Raw genomic sequence first — 25,421 nt, 5'->3', positions numbered from 1 at the left:
CATGGACTGGCAGACGACCTCCGAGGACACGGTGCCGTCGGCTCCCGTGACCGAAGCCGACGTGCGTCTGCTGCGCGCACGCCCGCCCGCCACCGGCGCCTGGCGCGACGGCGATCCGGTTGGCGACCGCCGGTTCACCGTGTTGAGCGACCTGCGCACCGAGAACGGTGACCATCTGCCGGTCGCGCGCATCGCCTGGGAGTCCTGGGGGCAGCTGAACGCGGCCCGCGACAACGCGGTCCTGATCCTGCACGCCCTGACCGGCGACAGCCACGTGCGCGGCAACGCCGGTCCCGGGCATCCGACCGCGGGTTGGTGGCAGGACATCGTCGGCCCAGGAGCGGCGATCGACACCGACCGGTGGTTCGTGATCGCCCCGAACATGCTGGGCGGATGCCAGGGTTCGACGGGCCCGGCGAGCATCGCCCCCGACGGACGCGAGTGGGCGTCCCGCTTTCCGTACCTGACCATCCGCGATCAGGTAAGCGCGCAGATCCGCCTCGCGGACGAACTGGGCATCGACCGCTGGGCCGCCGTGATCGGTGGCTCGATGGGCGGCATGCACGCCCTGGAGTGGGCAGTCATGCAGCCCGAGCGCGTCGAACGCCTCGCCGTGCTGTCCTCTCCCCCGGTGACCACGGCCGATCAGTTGGCGCTGAACTTCGTGCAGCTGGAGACCGTGCGGATGGACCCGCGTTTCGCCGGCGGCGAGTACTACGACGCCGGTCTCGGAGACGGCCCGCACCGCGGGCTCGCACTTGCCCGCCGCATGGCGCTGCTGAACTACCGCAGCCCGATCGAGCTGAACCAGCGCTTCCAGCGCTCATGGCAGTCGGGGGTGTCGCCGTTGGGTCGCGGCGGCCGGTTCGCGGTCGAGTCGTACCTCGATTTCCACGGCAACAAGTTCACACGGCGCTTCGACGCGAACAGCTACATCACAGTCGTCGAGGCGATGAACTCGCACGACATCGGACGCGACCGGGGCGGCGTCGAGCAGGCGTTGCACACCATCACCGCCCGTTCCCTGGTGCTCGGTGTCGATACCGACCGGTTGTTCCCCGTGGACGGGCAACAGCGCATCGCGCGAAGCATCCCGAACCTGATCGACGACGAGGCGATTGTACTCACCAGCGACTTCGGTCACGACGGCTTCCTGATCGAGACCGACCCCGTCGGCGCGCACCTCGATCGGCTCCTCGCGTCATAACGGTGTGCGCGGCACGGATGCCGTCAGCTGCGCTCGTACACCCAGGGCAGCGCGTCCATCGTGAGCCGGTGCCGCGCTCCGACTGCGCCCGGGGCATCCGGATAGTCCTCGTCGCCCGCCCACATCGCGCGTCGTCCGGTGGCGGTACTGAGCATGCGTGTCTCGTACCGGGCGAGCTCACCGGCCGCGGCGAAGGCCGCATCGACGCTGGCGTGCGCAAGCAGCCCGCGCAGCGTCACCCAGGTCGGTGGGAACAGGGCGAGGCTGCCCGCGGCGTGGGCGTCAAAGGCACGTTGCGGGGTCATCCAGGCCGCATCGACGATCTCGCCGGGGTTTACGCGCACCTCGTCCCCGTGTTCGCGCGCCAGGAAGAACCAGGTGCGATAGCGCACCGGCGTCTCGGTCGGCGGCACCCAACGCGAGAGCGGCCGCAACGAATGCACCCGGATCGCCGCTTCCTCCTGCGTCTCGCGCGTGGCTGCATGACGGGCGGCATCCGCTTCATCGCGTGCGCGATCGCGGTCTGCGGAGTCGACGCGCCCTCCGGGGAACACCCAGGCGTCGGCGAACGACCCCGAAGATGGCCGCCGCAACAGCAGCGTCTCCAGCCCGTCTGCACCGTCGCGCAGCACGACTGCGGTGCCGGCGACGCGGATGCTGGCCTCCGGGGCTGACGCGGGCGGAGCCGACTTCTCGGGGGTACTCACCCCGTCACTCTACGACGCGACGGCGAGCACGGCCTCGGCGCGGGCGCGCTCGATGCGGTATGACAGCAACGCGATCAGCAGGCCTCCGGCAGCGAGCGCGGCGCCGACCCAGGATGGCGCGGTGAACCCCCAGCCGGCGGCGATGACAGCCCCGCCGAGGAAAGCGCCGAGGCTGTTGCCCACGTTCAGCGCCGAGTGGTTCAGAGCGGCGGCGATGGACTGGTTGTCACCCGCGACATCCATCAGGCGGGTCTGGATGGTCGGACTGAGCACCGACGAGACGATGCCGACCACCAGCACGAGCGCACTCAGGGTGACGATCCATGCCGAGACCATCGCGAGCACGACGAAGACGACCGTCATCGCGGCGAGTCCCCACAGCAGAGTGCGGCGCAGATCGATGTCGGCCAGGTGCCCGCCGATGAGGTTGCCGACGGTCATACCCACACCCATCAGCACGAGCACGATCGGCACGGTCCACTCGGCAGCGCCCGCGACCTCGGTGACGACGGGTGCGATGTAGCTGTACACGGCGAAGAACCCGCCGAAGCCGATGGCGCCGACCGCGAGCGCGAACCACACCTGCGTGCTGCGGAACACGCCGAGTTCCTCGCGCATCGTGCGCCCTGGTGAGCCGGGGTGCGCGGGGACGAATCGAGCAACGCACAGGGCTCCGACGGCGAAGACCAGCGTCACCACGGCGAAAGCGGTGCGCCAGCCCCACTGCTGGCCGAGGAAGGTGCCCAGCGGCACACCGATCACATTGGCGAGCGTGAGCCCGGTGAGGATGAACGCGACCCCCTTGGCGCGGTTGCCCGGGCCCATCACATCGGCCGCGACGAGCGCGCCGATGCCGAAGTACGCGCCGTGCGGCAGGCCGGCCAGCAGACGCGAGAGCGCGACCAGTTCGAAGGTGGGCAGCACCACGGTCAGGGCGTTGAACACGGTCAGTGCGATCGCGAGCACGATCATGACCCGGTGGCGCGGGAAGCGCGCGGCGAAGCCGGCGATGGTCGGGGCGCCGATGACGACACCCAGCGCGTACAGCGAGATCAGCCAGCCGGCGCGCCCGAGCGCCTCTTCGGGACTCTGCACCCACAGCGCGGGCAACAGGTCGGCGGCGATATCGGGTAGCAGCCCCATGACGACGAACTCGGTCATGCCGATGCCGAAGCTGCCGATGGCGAGAGAGAGGAGCGCCATCTTCGCCGCACCCCTCGAAGTCTTCGAGGGATTCACTCGTCCATGCTAGCGATCTTCCGAGGAGTCGATGGCCGCCTCGAGCCGCTCGACCTTGGCATCGAGCTCACCCGAGTACCCCGGCCGGATGTCGGCCTTGAGCACGAGCGAGACGCGTGAGCCGAACGGCGCGACCGCCTCGGTGGCGCGCTTGACGACATCCATCACCGTGTCCCAGTCCGGTCCCTCGATCTCGGTGAACATGCTGGTGGTGCGGTGCGGCAGGCCCGAGTCGCGCACGACCCGGACCGCGGCGGCGACGGCATCGTGCACCGAGGCGTCCTCTCGTCCGGTACCGGAGGGGGCGACGGAGAATGCGACGAGCATGGTTCCTCTTTCAGTCGAGTTGATCGCCCGTCAGACACGACGGTGCGGTCGGCGCGCTGGCACACGCATGATCGATCGTACGGCGAACACGAGCAGCACGATCAGGGCCGCGTTGCGCACCGTGATCAGCACGATCGGCAGCAGATGGGCGCGCAGCAGTCCGTCGTAGGTGAGCGGGTACACGGCGAAGGTCAGTGCGCACAGCATGAGCACGATGGCCGCCGGCGTCTGGGAGCGGGATCGGTCGAACACGATCCACAGAATCACCGGCACGAGCAACCAGGTCTGGAACTGCGGCGACCCGACCTTGTTCGTCACGATCAGCGCGGCAACGAGAGCCAGCGACAGAGGCGGCAGCAGACGCCGCCAGTCAGCCCCGCGCTGTGCTCGCCATGCGCCGAGCACGACGATGGCTGCTACCACGACGATCATCACCGGGGTGAGCAGTGCGGCGATGGCATCCGCTCCCGGAGCCCCGATCTGGAACGTCAGGATCTCGATGCTGTAGTCGATAGAGGCCTTACCGAACAGGGCCAGCCACAGGAACGGTGTCGCGGCGACCGCCTCGATCTGCAGTCCGCGCCCGTTCTGCGTCGTCAGGAACCCGAACACGTCGGCGCCGATGAGCAGCAGGCCTGCGACCAGTACCGCGCACACGGTCGCAGCCGTCACCGCCACACGCAGGCTGCGCCGACCCGCGGCGATCGCGGCGAGCACCACGGCGCCGGGCCAGATCTTGATCCACGCGGCGAGCGTGAGCAGCGCGGTCCCGACGACCGGCCGCCGTGCGAGCCACAGCCCGCCGACCACAGCCAGCGGAACGGTGATGGCGTCCAGTCGGTAGAGTGCGATCGGTCCGAGCATGAGAAGCGCTCCGGTCCAGAACCACCCCGCGGCACGGCGCCCGCGATGCCGGCCCCGGCCGACGAGAACGGCGAAGGCGAGCAGGTCGCAGACGGTCACCAGCACCGCCCACGCGATCAGATACGCCGCTGTGACACCGAGCGACGGCAGCAGCGGTACGGCCAGCAGCTGGGTGAACAGCAGGGGCACGAGAGCGAGCTGCGGATACACCCACGGCTCGGTGATGCCCATCACGTGCTCGCCCGAGAGCGCCGCACGAGCCCAGGGCTCGTACACCAGCACCACGTCACCCATAGGCTGATTCGGCAGCATCCACCCCAACCAAGCCACCACGGCGTGCGTGGCCACGAAAACGCTCCACAGCGCCAGGGCCGGCCACCTCATGCGCGGTGCCGGGCGGTCACGACAGCAGCTCCCCGACCGCGCGCGGCAGCGCCTCGGCGACGTCGAGCGCGACGATCGGATGCCCGGCGGCTCCCCCGACGCTGCCCGACGCCAGAGCGGCCGCGTGCCCATGCAGCCAGACCCCGGCCGCGGCAGTCTCGTGCGGCGGCGCGGTGCCGCACGCAGCGAGGAGCGCGGCCAGGATGCCGGCGAGCACATCTCCGGTACCCGCCGTCGCCAACCAGTGCGGCGCATTGTCTACGACGATCGGTATCTGCCCCGGGGTGGCGATCAGGGTTCGAGCGCCCTTCAACAGCACCGTCGCACCGACCCGGTCAGCAGTCTCGATCACGGCCGCCACACGATCGTGCTCGGTCGTCAGGTCGGTCGCGGGCAAGCCCAATTGGTCGCGCAGTCGCCTCAGCTCACCGGCGTGTGGCGTCAGCACCAGCGGTGCCGCTGCACCGTCCGCGAGATCGAGAGCACCCGCATCGACCACGACCGGTGTGGAACCGTCGAGGATCCGCTGCAGAGCTCGCTGCTCGTGCTCGCTGCGATGCGCAGCATCCGTTCCCGAACCGATCACCCAGGCACCCACGCGGGTGCTGCCGAGATCCTCACCGGCGACGGTCTCGGGCCGCCGGGCAAGAACCGCCTGAACCGCGTCGCCGACGTAGCGCACGTAGCCGGCGCCAGTGCGCCAGGCCGCCTCGACCCCGAGCACGGCCGCGCCCGGGTACGTCGCCGACCCCGTGCGCAGCGCCACGACACCCCGCGAGTACTTGTCGTCGTGCGCGGTGGGTACCGGCAGCACGGCGATGGTGTCGGCCCGCGTCCACTCCCGCAACATGTTTCCACGCTAGCGCCCACAGCCATCCGTGCGGCGATACGGTCGTACCGTGAGTCTGCTCTTCTCCCCGTTGACGATCCGCGCCCGCTCCTTCCGCAACCGGCTGTGGGTCTCGCCGATGTGCATGTACAGCGCTATCGATGGCATCCCGCAGCCCTGGCACCGCGTGCACCTGCCGCAGTTCGCCTCCGGCGGTGCGGGTCTCATCCTCGCCGAGGCGACCTCCGTCACCCCTGAAGGCCGCATCTCGCCGCGTGATGTGGGGCTGTGGAACGACGTGCAGCGCGACGCATGGGCGCCGATCGTCGATGACGTGCACCAGCGCGGGGCCCTGATCGGCGTGCAGCTCGCGCACGCCGGACGCAAGGCTTCCACCTGGTGGCCATGGGCGCCACAGCGTGGATCTGTACCGCACGAGCACGGCGGCTGGACCACGGAGGCGCCCTCCGCCGTCGCCTTCGAGGGCCTCGCAACACCAACGGCCCTTGAAGCCGACGACATCGATCGGATCGTCGCAGCGTTCGCCGCAGCGGCGCAGCGCGCTCTCGACGCCGGGTTCGATGTACTCGAGGTGCATGGTGCGCACGGATATCTGCTGCACGAGTTCCTCTCGCCGCTGTCGAACCTGCGCACCGACGAGTACGGCGGCGCGCTGGCGCACCGGGCTCGACTGCTGCTCCGTGTGCTCAGGACCGTCCGCGAAGCGGCCGGAGACGACATTCCGGTGTTCCTGCGCATCTCGGCCACAGACCACGCCGAGGGCGGGTTCACTCCCGATGAGGCCGCGCAGGTCGGCCTGTGGGCGATCGAGGCCGGGGCCGACCTCGTCGATGTCTCCAGCGGCGGCCTCGTCGCGCACCAGCACATCGACGTACACCCCGGCTACCAGGTGCCCCTCGCCGCCGCCGTGCGCGCCGGAGGCCGCGTGCGCACTGGCGCCGTCGGCCTGATCACTTCAGGCGCACAGGCCGAGGAGGTGCTCACCTCGAGAGCTGCGGATGCCGTCTTCGCGGGACGCGAGTGGCTGCGTGATCCGCACTTCGGCCTGCGCGCCGCACACGAACTCGGCGCAGCAGTGGAATGGGCTCCACAGTACGAACGCGCGCGCTGGCGCTGAGCCACCGGCACTCGCCACCGTCGCGTGACGGCCGGGTCCCGGCATCCGATGTTCTGCGCACCGGATGCCGGGACGCGATCAGCGTCCGTGATGTCCGCGCCGCGTGGCGTCCTGCACCTCGCCGATGAGCTCCTCGAGGATGTCCTCGAGGAACAGCACCGCCGTGGTGGCGCCGCTGAGATCGCGCACATTGGCCAGGTGACGCCCCGCGCGGCGCATCGCCGCGAGCACGTCCTCGAGATCGGTCTCCTCGTGCACCGGCACCATGTGGTGGATGCGCTTGGCGGGCAGCGGTTCATCGACGTGCGCGTCGGGCCCCTCGGATGCCCGCAGGATGTCCTTCAGATGCACATAGCCCACCGGCTTGCCCGCACCGTCCACGATCACGTAGCGGGAGAATCCGTAGCGGGCCACGGCCCGCTCGACGTCGGCAGGCGTCGCCGTCTCGGGCAGGGTGATCAGCTCGGCGAACGGCACCGCGATGTCGCGCGCCTTCTTGTCGGTGAACTCCACCGCCGCTGCGACGGCCCCCGAGGTGTCCGAGAGCACACCCTCGCGTCGCGAGCGGTCGACGATCGTCGCGACCTCCTCGAGCGTGAACGTCGATGCCGCCTCGTTCTTCGGCTCGACCCGGAACAGGCGCAGTACGGCGTTCGCGATGCCGTTCAGTGCCCAGATGACGGGACCGAACACCCGCGACACCCACACCAGCGGCGGTGCCAGCAGCAGCACCGCACGATCCGGCAGCGAGAACGCGAGGTTCTTCGGCACCATCTCACCGAACACGACATGCAGGAACGACACCAGGGCGAGGGTGATGACAAATGATGTCACCGAGACGATCGACTCGTCCCAGCCCAGGGCGTGCAGCGGGATCTCGAGCAGGTGGTGGATCGCCGGCTCCGAGACGTTCAGGATCAGCAGCGAGCAGATCGTGATCCCCAGCTGCGACGTCGCCAGCATCAGCGTGGCGTGCTCCATCGCGTACAGCGCCGTCTTCGCTGCTCGCGAGCCCTTGTCGGCGAGCGGCTCGATCTGCGATCTTCTCGCCGAGATGACGGCGAACTCGCCACCGACGAAGAAGGCGTTGCCGATCAGCAGCACGACCAGCCAGACCAGGCCCATCCAGTCGCTCATCGCTCGACCTCCGTCGTGTCCTCGACCGGGTCGGCGGTGTACCGCACCCGATCGACGCGGCGTCCGTCCATGCGTGCCACCGTCAGCGTCCCGTGCTCGACCCGAACCTCATCGCCGAGCACAGGAACCCGTTCGAGCACACTCATCATGTACCCGCCGACGGTGTCGTAGATCTCCCCCTCCGGCACGGCGATACCGGTGCGCGCGAGGAGTTCGTCGGGGCGAAGCTCACCCGGGAACGTGATCGAGTCGACACGCCGCACGACGCCGGCGCGGGAGCGATCGTGCTCATCGGAGACCTCGCCGACGATCTCCTCGACGAGGTCCTCCAACGTGACGATGCCCGCGGTACCGCCGTACTCATCGACCACGACGGCCATCTGGTACCCCTTAGAGCGCAGTTCGGCCACGAGCACGTCCAGGTGCACCGTCTCGGGCACACGCAGGGGTTCGGTGCTCAGGGCACCGACCGGCACATCGGCGCGCTTCTCGCGCGGCACCGACACGGCGGCCTTGACGTGCACCACACCGGTGATGTCGTCGAGGTCATCGTCGTACACCGGAAAACGGCTGTGACCGGTACGGCGGGCGAGTTGAATGACATCATCTGCGGAGTCGCCGACGCTGATCGCATGCATGCTCGGGCGCGGCGTCATGATGTCGTCGGCCGTCAACCGCGCGAAGGTGAGGCTGCGGTCGAGCAACGTCGCAGTGTCGCTCTCGAGCACACCCTGGCTGGCCGAACGGCGCACAAGCGATGAGAGTTCTTCGGCGCTGCGCGAGCCCGACAGCTCTTCTTTCGGCTCGACACCCATCGACCGCAGTACGGCGTTGGCGCTGCCGTTGAGCAGGAGCACAGCGGGTTTGAACACGGCGGTGAACGCCGTCTGGAACGGCACGACGGCCTTGGCTGTTGCCAACGGCAGCGCGAGTGCGAAGTTCTTCGGCACTAGTTCGCCGATGATCATCGACAGCACCGTGGCGATGAACATGGCCACCGTCACCGACAGCGGCACGGCGACGGCATCCGGCACACCCCACGCCTCCATGACGGGCTCAAGGAGCGTCGAGATCGCCGGTTCCATGGTGTAGCCGGTCAGCAGCGTAGTGAGAGTGATGCCCAGCTGCGCCGAGGACAAATGCGTCGACGTGATCTTCAACGCCCGGATCGTCATCCCCAGACGGGATTCGCCGCGGGCCTGACGGGCTTCGAGTTCGGCACGGTCCAGATTGACAAGCGCGAACTCGCTGGCGACGAAGAGTCCCGTCCCGACGATGAGCAGGAGCCCCACACCCAGCATCAGCAGTTCCATCAGCTGAAGTCCTCGATTTCGACGAGGAGCGGGGAATGGGGCGTGGTACTACAAGAAGGAGGGTCGTCCATAGTGCGCTCGATCTTACCGAATGCACATGTGACGCGACGCGCGGATGCTGGTTCTTCCTGTTCGACGCGGTGCCGGTCGCACACGTCGGGCGACCCCGATTGGCATTAGGCTTGAGGACTGTTACTACACATGTGCGGTCGATGCTCAGTCGTCGTCGTGCCGCACGCAGGGCTTCAGCGACGAAAGAGGGCGATAAAGCGTGTCGAACCAGGTGACCGGCGTCGGTGGCGACGGGGGGTTCGGAGCCAACTCGTGGCTCGTGGACGAGTTGTACGAGCAGTTCAAACGGGACCGCAACTCCGTCGACAAGGAGTGGTGGCCGATCCTCGAGAACTACTCCCCCGATGCAGCTGCACCGCCCGCGTCGGCGCAGAACGCGCACCCCGTCACCGCGCCCATTCCCGTGATCGGCGCCCAGCCGGTCGCGCGCACGACGGCCAAGCCCGCCAAGCAGGCGCCCATTCCCGCACAGGCCCCCAAGCCGCAGGCGAAGGATGAGACTCCCGCCGATGAGGAGAAGGTGACTCCGCTGCGCGGGATGCCGAAGACCCTCGCGGCGAACATGGACCAGTCGCTGCGTGTTCCCACCGCGACCAGCGTCCGCACGATCCCGGCCAAGCTGATGATCGACAACCGCATCGTCATCAACAACCACATGTCGCGCACCCGCGGCGGCAAGGTGAGCTTCACGCACCTCATCGGTTGGGCCCTGGTCCAGACGCTCAAAGAGTTCCCGAGCCAGAACGTGTTCTACGCCGAGATCGACGGCAAGCCGTCGGTCGTGGCGCCGGCGCACGTGAACCTCGGCATCGCCGTCGACGTCCCCAAGCCCGATGGCACCCGCGCGCTACTGGTCCCGAGCATCAAGCGCGCCGACACGATGACGTTCAGCGAGTACCTCGCCGCGTACGAGGACCTCATCGCCCGGGCTCGCACCAACAAGCTCACGGCCGCCGACTTCGCCGGCACCACGGTCTCGCTGACCAACCCCGGCGGCATCGGCACCGTGCACTCGGTGCCGCGTCTTATGCAGGGCCAGGGGTGCATCATCGGCGCCGGTGCGCTGAACTACCCGGCCGAGTTCCAGGGCTCCAGCGAGCGCACGCTCGCCGAGCTCGGCATCGGCAAGACGATCACGCTCACCAGCACCTACGACCACCGCGTCATCCAGGGTGCCGGCTCGGGCGAGTTCCTGAAGAAGGTGCACGAGCTGCTGATCGGTGAGCGCGGCTTCTACGACGATGTGTTCGCCGCCCTGCGCATCCCCTACCAGCCGATCCGCTGGCACTCCGACATCGCCGTCGACCTCGCCGAACGCGTCGACAAGCAGTCCCGCGTGCAGGAGCTGATCAACTCCTACCGCGTCCGCGGTCACCTGATGGCCGACATCGACCCGCTGGAGTACGTGCAGCGGTCGCACCCTGACCTGGAGATCGAGAGCCACGGCCTGACCTTCTGGGACCTGGACCGCGAGTTCGTCACCGGCGGCTTCGGCGGCAAGCGCGTCATGAAGCTGCGTGATGTGCTCGGCGTGCTGCGCGACTCGTACTGCCGCACACTCGGTATCGAGTACATGCACATCCAGGACCCCGAGCAGCGCCAGTGGTTCCAGGACAAGGTCGAGGTCAAGTACGTCAAGCCCGGCCACGACGAGCAGCTGCGCGTCCTGCGCAAGCTCAACGAGGCCGAGGCGTTCGAGACCTTCCTGCAGACCAAGTTCGTCGGCCAGAAGCGTTTCTCACTCGAAGGCGGCGAGTCGCTGATCCCGCTGCTCGACGAGATCCTCCAGGGCGCGGCCACCGCCGGCCTCGACGGTGCCGCGATCGGTATGGCCCACCGCGGTCGACTCAACGTGCTCACCAACATCGCCGGCAAGACCTACGGCCAGGTCTTCCGCGAGTTCGAGGGCTCGCTCACGCCCGGCAACCAGCGCGGTTCGGGAGACGTGAAGTACCACCTCGGCACCGAGGGCACCTTCGTCGCCGAGGACGGCAGCGAACTGCCCGTCTACCTGGCAGCGAACCCCTCGCACCTCGAGACCGTCGACGGCGTGCTCGAGGGCATCGTTCGCGCCAAGCAGGACCGCAAGCCCATCGGCACGTTCGCCTGGGTGCCGATCCTGGTGCACGGCGACGCAGCGTTCGCAGGCCAGGGCGTGGTCGTCGAGACGCTGCAGATGTCGCAGCTGCGGGGGTACCGCACCGGCGGCACGGTGCACGTGGTGGTCAACAACCAGGTCGGTTTCACGACCCTGCCGACCGACTCTCGCACGTCGGTCTATGCCACCGACGTCGCCAAGACGATCCAGGCGCCGATCTTCCACGTCAACGGTGATGATCCCGAGGCCGTCATCCATGTGGCCCGCCTCGCGTTCGAGTACCGCGAGCGTTTCCACCGCGACGTCGTGATCGACCTGGTCTGCTACCGCCGCCGTGGGCACAACGAGGGCGACGACCCCTCGATGACGCAGCCGCTGATGACCGACCTGATCCAGGCGAAGCGCTCGGTGCGCAAGCTCTACACCGACGGCCTGGTCGGTCGTGGCGACATCACCGCGGAAGAGTACGAGCAGGCCAACGCCGACTTCCAGAGCCGTCTGGAGGTCGCGTTCGCCGAGACGCATGCCGCCGAGACGGGCGCGACGCCCATCGCTCCCGAGCTCAGCCAGGTCGAGGATCAGGTCGGTGCACCCGATGTCACCGGCGTTCCGGTCGAGGTCGTGCACCTGATCGGTGACGCGCACGCGAACAAGCCCGACGGCTTCACCGTGCACTCCAAACTGCAGCAGCAGCTCGACAAGCGCGTCACGATGAGCCGTGAGGGCAACATCGACTGGGGCTTCGGCGAGCTGCTGGCCTTCGGGTCGTTGCTGGTCGAGGGCACGCCAGTACGGCTGGCCGGCCAGGACTCGCGCCGCGGAACCTTCGTGCAACGGCACGCGGTGCTACACGACCGCGCGAACGGTCAGGAATGGCTGCCGCTGTCGAACCTCTCCGACAACCAGGGCCGCTTCTTCGTGTACGACTCGCTGCTCAGCGAGTACGCCGCGCTCGGATTCGAGTACGGCTACTCGGTCGAGAACGCCGAGGCGCTGGTGCTGTGGGAAGCGCAGTTCGGTGACTTCGCCAACGGCGCGCAGTCGGTCATCGACGAGTACATCTCATCGGCCGAGCAGAAGTGGAGCCAGCACTCCGGCGTCGTCATGCTGCTGCCGCACGGCTACGAGGGCCAGGGCCCGGACCACTCCTCGGCCCGCATGGAGCGGTTCCTGCAGCTGTGCGCGCAGGACAACATGACCGTCGCGCGTCCGTCGACGCCCGCATCGTACTTCCACCTGCTGCGTCGCCAGGCCTACGCCCGCCCGCGCCGGCCGCTGATCGTGTTCACGCCGAAGGCGATGCTTCGTCTGCGCGGCGCTACCAGCCCGGTCGAGGACTTCACGCAGGGACGCTTCGAGCCGGTCATCGACGATGTCCGCGAGCTGGACCGCAACGCCGTCAAGCGCGTGCTGGTGCACTCGGGCAAGATCCACTGGGATCTGCGCAGCGAGCTCGACAAGAACCCCAACCCCGAGATCGCCCTGGTCCGCCTCGAGCAGCTGTACCCGACGCCGATCGACGAGCTCAAGGCCATCACCGACTCGTACCCGAACGCCGAGCTGGTGTGGGTGCAGGACGAGCCCGAGAACCAGGGCGCCTGGCCTTTCCTGGCGCTGGAGTTCGCCGAGGTGCCCGGCCCGCGGCAGTTCCGCGCGGTGACGCGTCCCGCTGCGGCATCGCCCGCGACCGGTTCGTCGAAGGTGCACGCCGTCGAGCAGGTGGCCCTGCTCAAGGAGGCGCTGACGCTCGGCTGACGTCGAATGTCGTAAAAGACGGATGCCGCCCGTCCCCTTCAGGGGATGGGCGGCATCCGTCTTTCGGCTTTGCCCGCGCTGGTCAGTACCAGATGCCGAGCAGCGGCGCGTGGACAGTGCGGAAAGCGTCATCGAGCGCGGCGATCAGCGTGGGGTCCCCCTGGATGCGCCCGGCAGCGGCCAGACGAGTGGCGTGGACTCCCCCGGCGTACAGAGCCGAGAGTTCGGCGACGCCCAGACGTACGTCGGCGGGCGCGTCGGTGGGCTGCACGTCGGCACGGCCGTCCTCGTCGATCCGCAGCCGCCATGTGCCTTCGGCGAAGCCCAGAACGTCCTCCACCTGCATCACCACATCGAGCGCAGCACGGTACGTGCGCGCCTGCAGCGCGGCGGAGACGTCGAGCACTCGCAGCCAGCCATGGTCGTGCACTTCGGTGGTGACGGCGCGCTGGTCGGCGACGAGCCACGGCAGTGGGTCGTCCGTGGGTCGCAGACCGGCACTCACCCGGTCGACAAGATCGTGCGTCACGACGAACTGCCAGAGAGCACGCAGCGCCTCATCGGTGGTCGCCTGCATATGGCGGATGCGCAGCTCGAAGCGGAACGTGCCGGCCAGCTCCGCAAGGGTGTAGGCCACCGCGCCGCGTACGACGCCGTCGGCGTCGAGATAGCGGATGCCCCGGACTGCCGCCGCGTCCTTATCCCCTTCCGCAAGTCCGGCCATACGCTGCCAACGCCCGCGCCACCCGGCGACCTGGCCGGCGCGTGTCAGTCGGTCCTGTTCGTGGAGGGACTCGAGGTCTTCGGCCAGCGTCTGCTTATCGGCGTACACGATGCGGCCGGGTGCTGCGGTGCCCACCCAACCAGCGCGCCGAGTGTCGACGGTCAGGCGCGCGACCGGGATCGCCGACGCGAAGCCGTACCGGCCGTAGATCGTCGCCTCCGAGACCGTCAGGCCTGCGATGGCGGTACCCGCGGCGGCCGCAGCACGCAGCTCGCCCTCCAGCAGAGCCCGGGCGATACCGCGGCGACGGTGAGTGCCCGACACCGTGACCGAGCTGATCGCCCACATGTCGATCTCGCCGCCCGGCACGGTCAGCGGTGTGACCCAGGAATTGACGGTCGCGACCGGGAGCTCACCGGCTGCGGAGTCGTACACACCGATGTTCCGGCGCAGGCACATCGTCTCGCGCATCTGCGCGATGACGGCGTCGGTCGGCTCCTCATCGAGAAATCCGCGCGCGTCGGCACGAAGAAATCCTTCAGCATCCGCATCCACCGACATATCGGCGATGCGGTAGTCGAGGCCGCCTGCGCTGAGACGGCGGTACGATTCGGGGTCGACGGGGATGAGGTTCTCTTGCGGTGCGCTCATCCGACCAGCCTAGAGGGCGGTGGCGACAGGCCCGCGAACTCAGTGCGACGTGCTCTGCACGATCCGCAGGCGGGCGAAGACCTGCTCACGCAGCTCCTCGGGTGCGGTCTCTTTGCACGCGCGCGCCACGACCTCTGTCAGGGTCTTGGCGACCAGGGCTTCGTCCTGGCAGGACTGGCAGTTGTCCAGGTGCTCTCGAATGTCGGAGTGCTGGGTCGCACAGATCTCGTTGCGGAGGAACTCCTCCAGATCCTTGCGCGCCTTCTCGCAGCCGCAATCGCTCATTTCGTGCTCCTCGGTTGAGCCGCCGCGATACCTCGCTCGGCGGCGTAGTCGGCCAGCAGCTCCCGCAGCATCCGCCTGCCACGATGCAGACGGCTCATCACGGTGCCGATGGGGGTCTTCATGATGTCGGCGATCTCCTGGTAGGCGAAGCCCTCGACATCGGCCAGGTACACGGCCAGGCGGAAGTCCTCAGGAACCTCCTGCAGCGCCTCCTTGACCGCGGATGCCGGCATCCGATCGATCGCCTCGGCCTCGGCCGAGCGGCTGCGAGTGGCGGTGGTCGATTCCGCGCCGCCGAGTTGCCAGTCCTCGAGGTCGTCGATCGTTCCCTGGAACGGCTCGCGCTGCTTCTTGCGATAGATGTTGATGTAGGTGTTGGTGAGGATACGGTACAGCCAGGCTTTGAGGTTCGTGCCCTGCGAGAACGACGACCATGCGCCGTACGCCTTCACGAACGTCTCCTGCACCAGGTCGGCGGCGTCGGCCGGATTGCGCGTCATGCGCATCGCGGCCGCATAGAGCTGATCCATGTAGGGGATCGCCTGCTCCTGGAAGTCGCGCCGAGCGTCATCGGATGCTGTGTCGTCCATCACGGGCAAGTCTAGGCGCGCGGAGTACGCGTTGTCCGGACCATCGGCGCTCAGATCTGTGCCGACGTGCTCACGCGCGAGAATCGCCGTCATACGTCACCCTCCGCTCCCGATGTCACAGGCTTCACTAGGCTAAGAACCGATGAGCACTCAACGGTATTCCCCCGCACCGGCGCGCGGCGCGTACCTCGCGCCGGACGTCGCCCTGCCCGTGCACGCGTCCGTCACCATCCCGGGCTCGAAGTCCCTCACCAACCGCGAGCTGATGATCGCTGCGATCGCGGATGGTCCCGGCCGTCTGCTGCGGCCGTTGCACTCCGACGACTCGCGCCGCATGGTCGACGCATTGCGCTCGCTGGGCGTGGGGATCGAAGAGGTGCCCTCGGACGGCGAGTTCGGCCCTGACCTGCTGGTCACGCCCGCGCCACTGACCGGCGGGATCACCATCGATTGCGGACAGGCCGGTACCGTGATGCGCTTCATCGCGCCGCTCGCGGGCATCGCCGACAAAGACGTGCATCTCACCGCGGACGAGAACGCCCTGCACCGTCCGATGGGCGCCATGATCTCGGCACTGCGCGACCTTGGCATCGACGTCGACGACAGCGGCACGTGGTCGTTGCCGTTCACGGTACGCGGTCACGGCCGCATCCGAGGCGGCCGGGTCGAGATCGATGCCTCCGGGTCGAGCCAGTTCATCTCAGGCCTCCTGCTGGCCGCGCCCAAGTTCGACGTCGGACTGCACCTGGTGCACACCGGCAGCACACTGCCGAGCGTGCCGCACATCGACATGACGATCGAGTGCCTCAGCCGCCGCGGCATCCGCATCGAGCGCCCCGCCGTCGGCGAGTGGCTCGTCGAGGCCGGCACCCCGCGCGGCAAGGACGTGGCGATTGAACCCGACCTGTCGAACGCAGCCCCGTTCCTGGCCGCGGCGATGATCACGGGCGGCGATGTCACGGTCAGCGACTGGCCGTTGCACTCCACGCAGCCCGGCGCGTTGCTGCCCGACATCCTGCATGCGCTGGGAGCGCACAGCAGCCGGCACTCTGGTGCGCTGACCGTCCGCGCCGGCGACCGCATCCGCGGCCTCGAGCTCGATCTGTCGGCCGCAAGCGAGCTGACACCGACCATCGTCGGCCTGGCGGCGTTCGCCGATGCCCCGACGACCATCCGCGGCGTCGGGCACATCCGCACCCATGAGACCGACCGGATCGCCGCACTGATCGGCAACCTGCGCGAACTGGGCGGCGAGGCCGAGGAGCTGCCGGATGGTCTGCGCATCATTCCCCGGCCGCTGCACGGCGGCACGTGGCGCGCGCACCACGACCACCGCATCGCCACGACGGGCGCGCTGATCGGACTGCGGGTTCCCGGCGTCGAGATCGACGACATCGGCACGACCGCGAAGACGCTGCCGGAGTTCACCCTGCTGTGGGAGCGCATGCTGAAGGGCGCCATCGCGTGAGCTGGCTGGGCGACGATGAACTCGACGATGTCGAGGACTTCGACGAGAGCAGCATCCGCATGCGCCCGAACCCGAAGGCCAATCGCCCCCGCACCAAGCGACGTCCGGCACATGAGGATGCCCGGATCGGACGTGTCCTCGGAGTAGACCGGGGACGCTACAGCGTCCTGATCGACGAGGACGGCCCGGATGAGCGCACGGTGACGGCGGCGCGCGCCCGTGAGCTGCGCCGTACCCCGATCGTCACCGGCGACAGGGCCCGTGTCGTTGGTGACACGTCCGGCGCGGACGGCACCCTCGCGCGCATCGTCGGGCTCCGCGATCGCACGTCGCTACTGCGGCGCAGCGCCGACGACACCGACCAGGTCGAGCGGGTGATCGTCGCGAATGCCGACCAGATGCTGGTCGTGGTCGCCGCAGCCGACCCCGAGCCCCGTGCCCGACTCGTCGACCGCTACCTCGTCGCAGCGTTGGATGCCGGCATCCGCCCTCTTCTCGCGGTGACCAAGACCGACCTGGCCGATCCTGCGGAGTTCCTCACCCACTTCGAGGGACTCGATCTCACGGTGTTCACCAGCGCGCGCGGTCAGATGCCCGTCGACGAGATCGGTGCCGAGCTGGTCGGGCATTCCACCGTCTTCGTCGGTCATTCCGGAGTGGGTAAGTCGACGCTCGTGAACGCTCTCGTGCCCGAGGCGCGCCGCGCGACGGGCCACGTCAACGAAGTCACCGGACGCGGTCGACACACCTCTTCGTCGACAGTCTCGTTGCGCTACCGCGCCCCCGAGGGCAGCGGGTGGGTGATCGATACCCCGGGCGTGCGCTCCTTCGGGCTCGGACATGTCGACCCGGCGAACATCTTCGCGGCGTACACCGATCTCGCGCAGATCGCCGAGCACTGCCCCCGCGGATGCACACACCTGGCCGATGCCGTCGACTGTGCGCTCAATGAGGCGGTTGCCGACGGATCGCTCAGCGAGACCGGCCGGGCACGCCTGGATTCACTGCAGCGCCTGTTGACCACGTTCGGCGGCTGAACGGCGGGGCGGATAGGCTGAGTGTGTGACGAACGCGCGCCTGGAACCCGGTACCCCCGCCCCCGATTTCGCCCTGCTCGACCAAGACAGCACGACCGTCAGCCTGTCGTCGCTGCGCGGCACGAAGGTGATCCTGTACTTCTACCCGGCCGCGATGACGCCCGGATGCACGACGCAGGCGTGCGACTTCCGCGACAGCATCTCGTCGCTGCAGAGCGCCGGATACGCGGTGCTGGGCGTCTCACGCGACACCCCGGAGAAGCTGCAGGCGTTCCGCGAGCGGGATCAGCTGACGTTCGAGCTGCTCAGTGACCCCGACCACTCCGTCCACAGTGCATATGCCGCCTGGGGCGAGAAGATGAACTACGGCAAGGTCGTCGAGGGCGTGATCCGTTCGACGTTCGTCATCGACGAACAGGGTGTGATCACCCACGCGCAGTACAACGTGAAGGCGACCGGACACGTCGCCCGGCTGCGTAAGACGCTCGGCATCGACGCCTGATCGTCTGCACCGATTCCTGTGTCAGGCGCTGCGGCGCCTGACACAGATCATTTCTCGTCGTCGGCGCGCCGCCCCGGATCGACCGACGGCAGCCGGGGATCGGACTCACCGTCGCGTCGTGTCGCCGAGATCAACACGATCAGCCCCACCAGTGCGGTTCCGCCGACACCGAGTGTGAAGAGCCAGATCCGCGGTTCGACGGTCAGCGACGCCAGGGCGAGAGCCAGCCCCAGCACCTGTATGACGATGCCACCCGAACGCGCCCAGGAGGCGCGACGCAGGGTGCCGACAGCGAAGGCCCACAGTGCGAGAGCGGTGATCATCGTCAGCACGATCAGCGCGATCGCGCTCGTGGTGGATGCCGCACCTCTCGACCCGAGGGCGAACAGCTCGAACAGCGCGACGGCGGTCAGCGCGAGGCCTTCCACGGCCAGGACGATCGCGGCGAGGATGGCGGGGCCGGAAGGGCGCACACGAACTCCTTCCAAGAGTTGTCTGAAAACCCTTGATCTCAGCTTACTTCTGTAACAGAATAGACAAAGCCATGTGCTCCCACATCGGAGTGGGGCGGGCTGTTGCCTGCATGACCAGGGTAGCCGACCACCCGATCTGCTCCCTAACTCACCCACCGCGGACGCGGTGACCACACCGAACCCCTCAGAGGAGCAACCTATGGATTGGCGCGACAAAGCCGCCTGCCTGACCGTCGACCCCGAACTGTTCTTCCCCGTCGGGAACACCGGGCCCGCCGTCGACCAGATCGAGAAGGCGAAGGCGGTCTGCGCCACGTGCACCGTCACCGAGATCTGCCTGCAGTACGCCCTGGAGTCCGGTCAGGACTCGGGCGTGTGGGGCGGTCTCTCCGAAGACGAGCGTCGCGCGCTCAAGCGCCGCGCTGCCCGCGCCCGCCGCGCCGGCTGACACCGAGCTCATACGAAGCGCCGGACGCCCCTCGGGGTCCGGCGCTTCGTCGTTCACGTCGAGCGGACGGTGCTCAGGCGACGATCCACCGCATCGGGATGTCGATGATCACCTGGGTGCCCTCGCCCTCGGCGCCCTTCCATTCGATGGTGCCGCTGAGCTCACCCTGAATAAGAGTGCGCACGATCTGCGTCCCCAGCCCCTGGCCCACGCGTCCTTCCGGCAGACCGTGCCCCGAGTCGGTGACAGTCACGCGCAGATGCTCGGCGGTGCGGGTCGCCTCAATGCTCACGACCCCCTCCTGCCCCGACAGGCCGTGCTCAACAGCGTTGGTGACGACCTCGGTCAGCGCAAGTGCGAGCGGTGTCGCGTACTCACTCGGCAAGACACCGAAGCGGCCGGTACGCTGGGTGCGGGCGCGGGTGTTCGGCGCCGATGCCACCTCGGCCACCAGTTTCAGCACGCGATCGAACACCTCGTCGAAGTCGACCGTCTGCGCCAGACCACTGGCCAACGTGTCGTGCACAACGGCGATCGACTCCACGCGACGCATCGCCTGCGTCAGCGCCTCACGCGCCTCTTCGGAGTGTGTGCGGCGCGCCTGGATGCGCAACAGCGACGCCACCGTCTGTAGGTTGTTCTTCACTCGATGGTGGATTTCGCGGATCGTCGCGTCCTTGGTGATCAACTCCTGCTCCTGGTGACGCAGCTCAGACACGTCGCGGCACAGCACGATCGCACCGATGCGTGTGCCGTGGTCCTTGAGCGGGATTGCCCGCAACGACACGGTGACGCCGCGGGCCTCCATGTCGGTGCGCCACGGCGCACGGCCGGTCACGACCACGGGCAGCGACTCGTCGACCTGGCGCGACGGCGGCACGATCCGAGTGGTCACCTCGGCGAGCGATTCCCCCTCCAACTCGTCGTCGAACCCCATCCGGTTGAATGCCGACAGCGCGTTGGGACTCGCGAACGTGGTGATGCCGTCGACATCGAGACGGATGAGGCCGTCGGATGCCCGCGGCGCGCCGCGTCGGGGCGCCGTCGGCGCCGCAAGATCGGGGAACTCCCCCGTCGAGATCATGTGGAAGAGATCGTTGGCGCACTCGTCAAAGCTGATCTGCTGCCGGGACGGCGTACGCACCTCACCGAGGTTCGTGTGTCTGGTCAGCACGCCGATGATCGTCCCCTCACTCGACCCCTGCGAACGCATGATCGGGACGGCACGCACACGCGTCGGTGTCTCCTCGAACCAGTCCGGCGAGGAGGAGTCCACGATCGCACCGGATTCGAAGGCCGCCTGCACCTGGGTGCGCCACTGCGGCCTCACCTTCTCACCGACCAGATCCCGGTAGAAGAGGGTTGCGGCGCCGCTGGGCCTCGAGTGGGTGACGGCGATGAACGAGCCATCGGGGGTCTCGACCCAGATCACCATGTCGGCCGACGCGAGGTCGGCCAGCAGCTGACCGTCACCGGCCAGCCGGTGCAGCCATTCGACGTCGGCGTCGGTCAGACGCCCCTGAGCGTGAACGAGATCGCTGAGTGTTGACACCCGTTCAGCCTACTGGTCGGCGCCCCACCGCCCGCGTTCGGCGACAGCTCACAGGACCGCGAGCGACGCAGCCCGCCAGCGCCCGTCGAGCCCCTCGAGGCGGATCGCGACGGCACGGGTGCGCCCGGGCCCGGCCACGACCACCGCGGCCTCGACGGCATTGTCAGTGGGCGAGCTCTGGTGCACGGACAGGATCTGGTAGCTCGGTCGCGTCGGGCTGAGTCCGCGCGCGCTGCGCGCCCGCGCCGCGAGATTGGCGCGCTTCACCAGGTTACGGAATGCTTCTTCGCCGAACCACCGGGCCAGCTGATCGACCTCGCGCACTCCCGCGAGAACCTCGAGCACTCCGTAGGTGAGGCTGTGCAGCAGCGTGGTGGGATCGGGGAGTTCGCTGACCGAGGTGGGTTGTGGAGCGAAGTACTCACTCAACGTCGTCGTCATCTCGTGGTCCCCCCAGATACAGCTGGTCATCGATGCAATCGTGCGTAGCGAACGTCCCAGAAAGTAGAACACGTCCCCCTCGATCACGGAACCCGCATCCGCAGATCTGTGGATAACTCAACCGCGCGCGGCGCCGGTGGCCTACTGTCGTTCCCGTGGAATGGGATCACCTCTTCGATGACCTCGAAGGACAGCTCGCTGCGGAGTGGGAGTCCGAGCGCGCCGCCTTGGATGCCGAGTCCGAGCGGCTGCGGATCTCCAAGCTCACCCTGCACGACCGGCTGCGATCGATGACCGCGGGCGAGAACCGCGTCCTGCTGGAACTGACCGGCGGCGAGCACTGGGATGCTGTGCTTCGCGTGATGGGTGCTGACTGGGTCGGGGTGAGTGCGAGCGGCGACCCTCGTCTGCGCCTGGTGCCGTTGAGCGCCGTCACCACCATCGGCAGCGACCACGGCGTACTGCTGTCGAGCCTGTCACCCGCGCACGGCGAGGCGGGTCTGCGAGAGCGCATGACGTTCGGGTTCGTGTTGCGCGATGTCGCGCGCCGTCGCACCCCGGTGACGATCGGACGCGCGGATGCGGACCCGGTGCAGGGCACGATTGATCGAGCCGGCGCCGATCACCTCGACCTCGCGGTGCACGACGTGGGTGAGCCCCGCCGAACACGCGCCGTGCGCGGGTTCCGCAGCATTCCGTTCGCGGCCCTCGCCTGGGTGCGTTTGGAGAGCGCGAGCGGCGTCGTGTGAGCGACGCCGCCACGGACGATCGTCAGTTGCGACGGAACGGCGTGGTGCCCCACACCTCGGGAAAGCTGGCTTCGTCCGCCTGTCGCCACAGCGCCATGCGCCGTGCCTCCTCGGACTGCGCGGCCAGGTATTCGGCGATGCTGGATTCTTCGATGCGCCAGCGCGGAGGCGAGCCGAGCTGCGCCCCGCGCAACTGCCCCTCGTGCACAAGCGCGACCACGTCATCGACCTCGATGCTCAGCAACTCAGCGACCTGCGCGGGCGCGAGGAAGCGAGGTGCGGGATCGGATGCTTCGGGCATGCTCTCATTCTCCCCCCACCAGCGGGTGGCGGCACAGCGGGAACGCGGGCATGTGGATAACTTTTCTGCCACGTCCGCGGAATCTGTGACGATGTCTGCATGATGCACTCCCGCGCCCGCAGGCCCGTGTTCGGCGATATCCGATTCGTGATCGGCGTCGTCCTGGTCATCGTCTCCGTCGCGGGCGTCTGGCTGCTCGTCTCTTCTTCTCGCCAGACCGCACCCATGCTGCAGACCACCCGCACGGTCGTTCCCGGCGACACGATCGGCTCGGCGGATCTGCAGGTCGTCGAGGTGAGCCTCGGCGCGCTCGGCGACAAGTACCTGGCACCACACGACCTGGAGCCCGGGTCGACCGCGATGCGTACCATCCCCAAGGGTGAGTTGCTGCCCCGCTCTGCGGTCGGAGATGCGGCGGATGCCCGCTTCACCACCATCGTCGTCGGCAGCACAGCGGTGTCGGAGGGGATGACCGCGGGGACGAAGGTCGAGGTATGGCATGCCCCCGCGCAGGACGACGGACGCACATACGACGAGCCGAGGATCCTCGTCGGCGATGCCGTCGTCGTCACCGTCGCCGAGCAGGACGGGATGCTGTCGAACAGCCGCACCGACGTTGAGCTTGCCATCGAACGCAGCGCGGTCTCCGATGTACTCGCCGCTCTCACCGGCGGCGACGCCATCTCACTCGTGCCAGCCGGAGCGGGCTCATGACCTCAGTGCTCATCGCCATCGCGCACGACGACGCCCGGATGCTGGCATCCGATCTCGAACTGGAGGGGTGCGACGTCCGTGCCGTCTCCCCCGATGAGCTTTCCGCCGTCTCACTCGCATCCTTCGATGCCCTTCTGCTGACGCCGAGTCGCACCTTGCTCACCGCAGATCTGGTCGGCGCCTGCGACCGCGCGGGCGTGCGACTTGTGCCGATCGGACCTGCCGACTCGCGTCTGGCTGCGCGGTTCGGGCTCCCCGCTCCGCTGCCGTACGACACGCCCGCTGCGCACATCGTCGCGACGCTGTCGGCTCCGCCGGACACCGCCTCCGCCGACAGCACGCCGCATCGCCCGCCCCGCGTGATCGCGGTGTGGGGTCCGCACGGTGCGCCGGGTCGTACGACGGTTGCGATCCAGCTCGCGGTCGAGCTGGCTCGCGCGGGCCGGCGCACCGCACTCGTGGATGCCGACAGCGTTGCACCCTCGGTCGCGCTGCAGCTCGGGCTGGGTGACGAGTCGCCGGGACTCGCCGCGGCGTGCCGACGAGCCGAGCTGGGCAGCCTCGACGTCGCCGAGCTGACGCGTCTGGCGTCGATGGTCGAGACCTCGGCCGGCACGATCGACGTGCTCAGCGGGTTGAACCGGCCAAGCCGATGGCCTGAGCTTGCCGCAGGCCGTCTGCGAACGACCCTGAGTGTGTGTCGCACGTGGGCGGACGACACCGTGGTCGATGTCTCCGCCGAGTTCGACGAGGATGATGATCCCCTCGACCCCGGTGCCCCGGCACGCCACGCGGCGACAGCGGCGGCGCTGCTCGACGCCGATGAAGTGGTGGCCGTACTCTCGGCCGACCCACTGGGAGTGAGCCGGTTCATTCGCGGTCACGCCGAGCTGCGACATCTGATCGGTGGTACGCCCGTCACCGTCGTGGCGAACCGGGTCCGTCCCGGTCCGCTCGGCATCGATGCGCGCGGCCAGGTGCGCCGCACTCTCGAACGCTTCGCCGGCATCGATGAGGTCGCCTTCGTTCCGCACGATGCCAGGGCTGCGGACGCCGCTGCACTGCACGCACGCGCGATCGCGGATGTCGCTCCCCGCTCTCAGCTGGTCGCCGCCGTCCGTCGCGTGGCCAACGCTCTCGACGCCCGGGCGCCCGTTACTGCCGGTAGCTCGCCAAGAAGTTCCCGAGCCGCTCGACAGCCTCACTGAGCACGCGCGCTTCGGGCAGCGTCACGAACCGCAGGTGGTCGGGTGTCGGCCAGTTGAACCCCGTGCCCTGCACGAGCAGGATCTTCTCGGACACCAGCAGGTCGTACACGAGCTTCTCGTCGTCGCGGATCTCATGCACGTTCGGATCGAGCCGCGGGAATGCGTACAGTGCGCCTTCGGGTTTGACGCAGCTGACCCCGGGGATCGAATCCAGCCCCTGCCACGCGATGTCGCGCTGCTCGTGCAGGCGCCCCGACGACGCGATGAGCGCGTCGATGGACTGCACCCCGCCGAGTGCGGCCTGCACGGCGTGCTGGGCCGGCACGTTGGGACACAGTCGCGTCGAGGCGAGCAACGTGATGCCCTCCAGGAATCCCCTGGCATGCGAGCGCGGACCCGTGATGACCATCCAGCCCGATCGGTACCCTGCCACGCGATAGGTCTTCGACAACCCGTTGAAGGTGAGGCAGAGCAGGTCCGGCGCCAGCGTCGCGGTCGGAATGTGCTCGGCGTCGTCGAACAGGATGCGATCGTAGATCTCGTCGGAGAGCAGCAGCAGCTGGTTCTCGCGAGCGATCTGCACGATCCCTTCGAGCACCTCGCGCGAGTACACCGCGCCGGTGGGGTTGTTCGGGTTGATGATGACGATCGCCTTGGTCTTCGGCGTCACCTTGGCGCGGATGTCTTCGAGGTCCGGCTGCCAGCCGTTCTCCTCGTCGCACAGGTAGTGCACCGGGGTGCCGCCGGCGAGCGAGGTCATCGCCGTCCACAGCGGGTAGTCCGGCGCGGGGATGAGCACCTCATCGTCCTCGTCGAGCAGTGCCTGCATCACCATCGTGATCAGCTCGGACACCCCGTTACCGAGGTACACATCATCGGGGTCGAAACGCGGGAAGCCCTCGATCTGCTCGTAGCGGCTGACGACGGCCCGTCGTGCCGAGATCACACCCTTGCTGTCGCTGTAGCCATGTGCGCTGGGCAACGCGGCGAGCATATCGCGCACGATCTGGTGCGGAGCCTCGAATCCGAAGATCGCCGGGTTCCCGGTGTTCAGTTTGAGGATCTGGTGCCCCTCGGACTCCAGTCGCGCCGCCTCGACCAGTGCCTTGCCGCGGATCTCGTAGAGAACGTTTTTCAGCTTGGAGGACTGGTCCAGTGTGCGGCGGGTCATCCGCCAAGGATACCGGGGCGCGCGGGCGCCCCGGTCC

25 protein-coding genes are annotated in these 25,421 nt (G+C 68.3%); 10 read left to right on the top strand and 15 right to left on the bottom strand.

The genetic code is table 11. The annotated features are described in order from the left end of the window. Position 1: 1 nt before the first annotated feature. Positions 2–1,207, top strand: a complete 1,206-nt coding sequence (gene metX, locus JF543_RS07280; RefSeq protein WP_179411237.1) for a homoserine O-acetyltransferase MetX — start codon at positions 2–4, stop codon at positions 1,205–1,207. Positions 1,208–1,230: 23 nt separating this feature from the next. Here the strand turns inward: metX and JF543_RS07275 are convergent, their stop codons facing one another. From JF543_RS07275 to JF543_RS07255, 5 genes are read right to left on the bottom strand one after another with little or no spacing between them, the layout of a single operon-like run. After that, positions 1,231–1,914, bottom strand: coding sequence for an NUDIX domain-containing protein (locus JF543_RS07275; protein WP_206823517.1), 684 nt, complete (start codon positions 1,912–1,914; stop codon positions 1,231–1,233). A 9-nt stretch (positions 1,915–1,923) separates the two neighbouring features. Continuing rightward, positions 1,924–3,117, bottom strand: coding sequence for an MFS transporter (locus tag JF543_RS07270; RefSeq protein ID WP_206823515.1), 1,194 nt, complete (start codon positions 3,115–3,117; stop codon positions 1,924–1,926). A gap of 45 nt (positions 3,118–3,162) precedes the next feature. After that, positions 3,163–3,480 carry a thiamine-binding protein gene (locus JF543_RS07265; RefSeq protein ID WP_179411243.1) on the bottom strand — a complete coding sequence of 106 codons (318 nt, stop codon included), beginning with the start codon at positions 3,478–3,480 and terminating at the stop codon, positions 3,163–3,165. Positions 3,481–3,510: 30 nt separating this feature from the next. Then, positions 3,511–4,692: a hypothetical protein gene (locus JF543_RS07260; protein ID WP_347401118.1), complete on the bottom strand. Its 1,182-nt coding sequence runs from the start codon at positions 4,690–4,692 to the stop codon at positions 3,511–3,513. 52 nt (positions 4,693–4,744) lie between these two features. Continuing rightward, positions 4,745–5,578, bottom strand: a complete 834-nt coding sequence (locus JF543_RS07255; protein ID WP_179411245.1) for an ADP-dependent NAD(P)H-hydrate dehydratase — start codon at positions 5,576–5,578, stop codon at positions 4,745–4,747. 49 nt (positions 5,579–5,627) lie between these two features. On the opposite strand from JF543_RS07255, the gene JF543_RS07250 reads away from it, so the two are divergent. Beyond that, complete coding sequence (locus JF543_RS07250) at positions 5,628–6,695, top strand: NADH:flavin oxidoreductase/NADH oxidase (protein ID WP_206823509.1); 1,068 nt, start codon at positions 5,628–5,630, stop codon at positions 6,693–6,695. Positions 6,696–6,773: 78 nt separating this feature from the next. Here the strand turns inward: JF543_RS07250 and JF543_RS07245 are convergent, their stop codons facing one another. Both JF543_RS07245 and JF543_RS07240 read right to left on the bottom strand, forming a co-directional pair. After that, on the bottom strand, positions 6,774–7,832 hold the full coding sequence (locus JF543_RS07245) for a hemolysin family protein (protein ID WP_179411247.1): 1,059 nt from the start codon (positions 7,830–7,832) through the stop codon (positions 6,774–6,776). After that, positions 7,829–9,145 (bottom strand): hemolysin family protein, encoded by a 1,317-nt coding sequence (locus JF543_RS07240; protein ID WP_206823507.1) that lies wholly within the window; start codon positions 9,143–9,145, stop codon positions 7,829–7,831. Before JF543_RS07240 ends, JF543_RS07245 begins: the two co-directional genes overlap by 4 nt. Positions 9,146–9,416: 271 nt before the next feature. Between JF543_RS07240 and JF543_RS07235 the strand changes: the two genes are divergently transcribed. Continuing rightward, positions 9,417–13,070, top strand: a complete 3,654-nt coding sequence (locus JF543_RS07235) for a multifunctional oxoglutarate decarboxylase/oxoglutarate dehydrogenase thiamine pyrophosphate-binding subunit/dihydrolipoyllysine-residue succinyltransferase subunit (protein ID WP_206823505.1) — start codon at positions 9,417–9,419, stop codon at positions 13,068–13,070. A gap of 82 nt (positions 13,071–13,152) precedes the next feature. Here the strand turns inward: JF543_RS07235 and JF543_RS07230 are convergent, their stop codons facing one another. The 3 genes from JF543_RS07230 to JF543_RS07220 are packed head-to-tail and all read right to left on the bottom strand — an operon-like array spanning position 13,153 to position 15,413. Continuing rightward, positions 13,153–14,445 (bottom strand): GNAT family N-acetyltransferase, encoded by a 1,293-nt coding sequence (locus JF543_RS07230; protein ID WP_206820724.1) that lies wholly within the window; start codon positions 14,443–14,445, stop codon positions 13,153–13,155. Positions 14,446–14,484: 39 nt separating this feature from the next. Further along, positions 14,485–14,730: a zf-HC2 domain-containing protein gene (locus tag JF543_RS07225; protein WP_206820725.1), complete on the bottom strand. Its 246-nt coding sequence runs from the start codon at positions 14,728–14,730 to the stop codon at positions 14,485–14,487. Beyond that, on the bottom strand, positions 14,727–15,413 hold the full coding sequence (locus JF543_RS07220) for a sigma-70 family RNA polymerase sigma factor (protein ID WP_206823503.1): 687 nt from the start codon (positions 15,411–15,413) through the stop codon (positions 14,727–14,729). Before JF543_RS07220 ends, JF543_RS07225 begins: the two co-directional genes overlap by 4 nt. A 49-nt stretch (positions 15,414–15,462) precedes the next feature. Here JF543_RS07220 and aroA point away from each other — a divergent pair, with 49 nt between their 5' ends. Genes aroA through bcp form a run of 3 tightly spaced genes read left to right on the top strand, consistent with a single transcriptional unit; the run spans position 15,463 to position 18,327 of the window. Next, positions 15,463–16,788: a 3-phosphoshikimate 1-carboxyvinyltransferase gene (aroA, locus tag JF543_RS07215; RefSeq protein WP_179411258.1), complete on the top strand. Its 1,326-nt coding sequence runs from the start codon at positions 15,463–15,465 to the stop codon at positions 16,786–16,788. Continuing rightward, the gene (gene rsgA / locus JF543_RS07210) at positions 16,785–17,825 is read left to right on the top strand and encodes a ribosome small subunit-dependent GTPase A (protein WP_206820727.1); all 1,041 of its coding nucleotides are present in this window, start codon (positions 16,785–16,787) and stop codon (positions 17,823–17,825) included. Before aroA ends, rsgA begins: the two co-directional genes overlap by 4 nt. Before the next feature lie 25 nt (positions 17,826–17,850). Continuing rightward, positions 17,851–18,327, top strand: a complete 477-nt coding sequence (bcp, locus tag JF543_RS07205; protein WP_206820728.1) for a thioredoxin-dependent thiol peroxidase — start codon at positions 17,851–17,853, stop codon at positions 18,325–18,327. Positions 18,328–18,374: 47 nt separating this feature from the next. Here the strand turns inward: bcp and JF543_RS07200 are convergent, their stop codons facing one another. Then, positions 18,375–18,800, bottom strand: a complete 426-nt coding sequence (locus JF543_RS07200; protein WP_179411261.1) for a hypothetical protein — start codon at positions 18,798–18,800, stop codon at positions 18,375–18,377. 199 nt (positions 18,801–18,999) lie between these two features. Here JF543_RS07200 and JF543_RS07195 point away from each other — a divergent pair, with 199 nt between their 5' ends. Then, complete coding sequence (locus JF543_RS07195) at positions 19,000–19,248, top strand: WhiB family transcriptional regulator (protein ID WP_071641453.1); 249 nt, start codon at positions 19,000–19,002, stop codon at positions 19,246–19,248. Positions 19,249–19,321: 73 nt separating this feature from the next. Here JF543_RS07195 and JF543_RS07190 read toward each other — a convergent pair whose 3' ends face one another. Together JF543_RS07190 and JF543_RS07185 are read right to left on the bottom strand one after the other, a co-directional pair. Beyond that, positions 19,322–20,800 (bottom strand): histidine kinase N-terminal domain-containing protein, encoded by a 1,479-nt coding sequence (locus JF543_RS07190; RefSeq protein WP_206820729.1) that lies wholly within the window; start codon positions 20,798–20,800, stop codon positions 19,322–19,324. A 48-nt stretch (positions 20,801–20,848) separates the two neighbouring features. Next, positions 20,849–21,271, bottom strand: coding sequence for an Rv3235 family protein (locus tag JF543_RS07185; protein ID WP_179411263.1), 423 nt, complete (start codon positions 21,269–21,271; stop codon positions 20,849–20,851). Between the two features lie 125 nt (positions 21,272–21,396). Here JF543_RS07185 and JF543_RS07180 point away from each other — a divergent pair, with 125 nt between their 5' ends. After that, complete coding sequence (locus tag JF543_RS07180; protein ID WP_179411264.1) at positions 21,397–21,990, top strand: hypothetical protein; 594 nt, start codon at positions 21,397–21,399, stop codon at positions 21,988–21,990. 22 nt (positions 21,991–22,012) lie between these two features. Here JF543_RS07180 and JF543_RS07175 read toward each other — a convergent pair whose 3' ends face one another. After that, entirely contained in the window at positions 22,013–22,291 is a 279-nt protein-coding gene (locus JF543_RS07175) for a helix-turn-helix domain-containing protein (protein WP_179411265.1), read from the bottom strand. Between the two features lie 99 nt (positions 22,292–22,390). Between JF543_RS07175 and JF543_RS07170 the strand changes: the two genes are divergently transcribed. Both JF543_RS07170 and JF543_RS07165 read left to right on the top strand, forming a co-directional pair. Beyond that, positions 22,391–23,005 carry an SAF domain-containing protein gene (locus JF543_RS07170; protein ID WP_179411266.1) on the top strand — a complete coding sequence of 205 codons (615 nt, stop codon included), beginning with the start codon at positions 22,391–22,393 and terminating at the stop codon, positions 23,003–23,005. Continuing rightward, positions 23,002–24,213, top strand: coding sequence for an AAA family ATPase (locus tag JF543_RS07165; protein WP_206820730.1), 1,212 nt, complete (start codon positions 23,002–23,004; stop codon positions 24,211–24,213). The genes JF543_RS07170 and JF543_RS07165 overlap by 4 nt, the downstream gene beginning before the upstream one ends. On the opposite strand, the gene JF543_RS07160 is transcribed toward JF543_RS07165, so the two are convergent. Then, positions 24,161–25,384 (bottom strand): pyridoxal phosphate-dependent aminotransferase, encoded by a 1,224-nt coding sequence (locus tag JF543_RS07160; RefSeq protein WP_179411268.1) that lies wholly within the window; start codon positions 25,382–25,384, stop codon positions 24,161–24,163. The genes JF543_RS07165 and JF543_RS07160 overlap by 53 nt on opposite strands. Positions 25,385–25,421: the final 37 nt, after the last annotated feature.

It is taken from the genome of Microbacterium esteraromaticum (genome assembly GCF_017303215.1).
Taxonomy (GTDB): Bacteria; Actinomycetota; Actinomycetes; order Actinomycetales; family Microbacteriaceae; genus Microbacterium; species Microbacterium esteraromaticum_C.
The sequence above is the reverse complement of the archived record's forward strand: the minus strand, read 5'-3'. Positions and strand labels throughout refer to the sequence as shown.

Coding starts and splice junctions, on each gene's coding strand:
- JF543_RS07265 (WP_179411243.1), bottom strand. CDS start 3,480: ATGCTCGTCGCATTCTCCGTCGCCCCCTCCGGTACCGGACGAGAGGAC.
- JF543_RS07225 (WP_206820725.1), bottom strand. CDS start 14,730: ATGAGCGATTGCGGCTGCGAGAAGGCGCGCAAGGATCTGGAGGAGTTC.
- JF543_RS07175 (WP_179411265.1), bottom strand. CDS start 22,291: ATGCCCGAAGCATCCGATCCCGCACCTCGCTTCCTCGCGCCCGCGCAG.
- metX (WP_179411237.1), top strand. CDS start 2: ATGGACTGGCAGACGACCTCCGAGGACACGGTGCCGTCGGCTCCCGTG.
- JF543_RS07240 (WP_206823507.1), bottom strand. CDS start 9,145: ATGGAACTGCTGATGCTGGGTGTGGGGCTCCTGCTCATCGTCGGGACG.
- JF543_RS07230 (WP_206820724.1), bottom strand. CDS start 14,445: ATGAGCGCACCGCAAGAGAACCTCATCCCCGTCGACCCCGAATCGTAC.
- JF543_RS07165 (WP_206820730.1), top strand. CDS start 23,002: ATGACCTCAGTGCTCATCGCCATCGCGCACGACGACGCCCGGATGCTG.
- JF543_RS07220 (WP_206823503.1), bottom strand. CDS start 15,413: ATGACGGCGATTCTCGCGCGTGAGCACGTCGGCACAGATCTGAGCGCC.
- JF543_RS07195 (WP_071641453.1), top strand. CDS start 19,000: ATGGATTGGCGCGACAAAGCCGCCTGCCTGACCGTCGACCCCGAACTG.
- JF543_RS07245 (WP_179411247.1), bottom strand. CDS start 7,832: ATGAGCGACTGGATGGGCCTGGTCTGGCTGGTCGTGCTGCTGATCGGC.
- JF543_RS07170 (WP_179411266.1), top strand. CDS start 22,391: ATGATGCACTCCCGCGCCCGCAGGCCCGTGTTCGGCGATATCCGATTC.
- JF543_RS07185 (WP_179411263.1), bottom strand. CDS start 21,271: ATGACCAGCTGTATCTGGGGGGACCACGAGATGACGACGACGTTGAGT.
- JF543_RS07255 (WP_179411245.1), bottom strand. CDS start 5,578: ATGTTGCGGGAGTGGACGCGGGCCGACACCATCGCCGTGCTGCCGGTA.
- aroA (WP_179411258.1), top strand. CDS start 15,463: ATGAGCACTCAACGGTATTCCCCCGCACCGGCGCGCGGCGCGTACCTC.
- JF543_RS07270 (WP_206823515.1), bottom strand. CDS start 3,117: ATGGCGCTCCTCTCTCTCGCCATCGGCAGCTTCGGCATCGGCATGACC.
- JF543_RS07160 (WP_179411268.1), bottom strand. CDS start 25,384: ATGACCCGCCGCACACTGGACCAGTCCTCCAAGCTGAAAAACGTTCTC.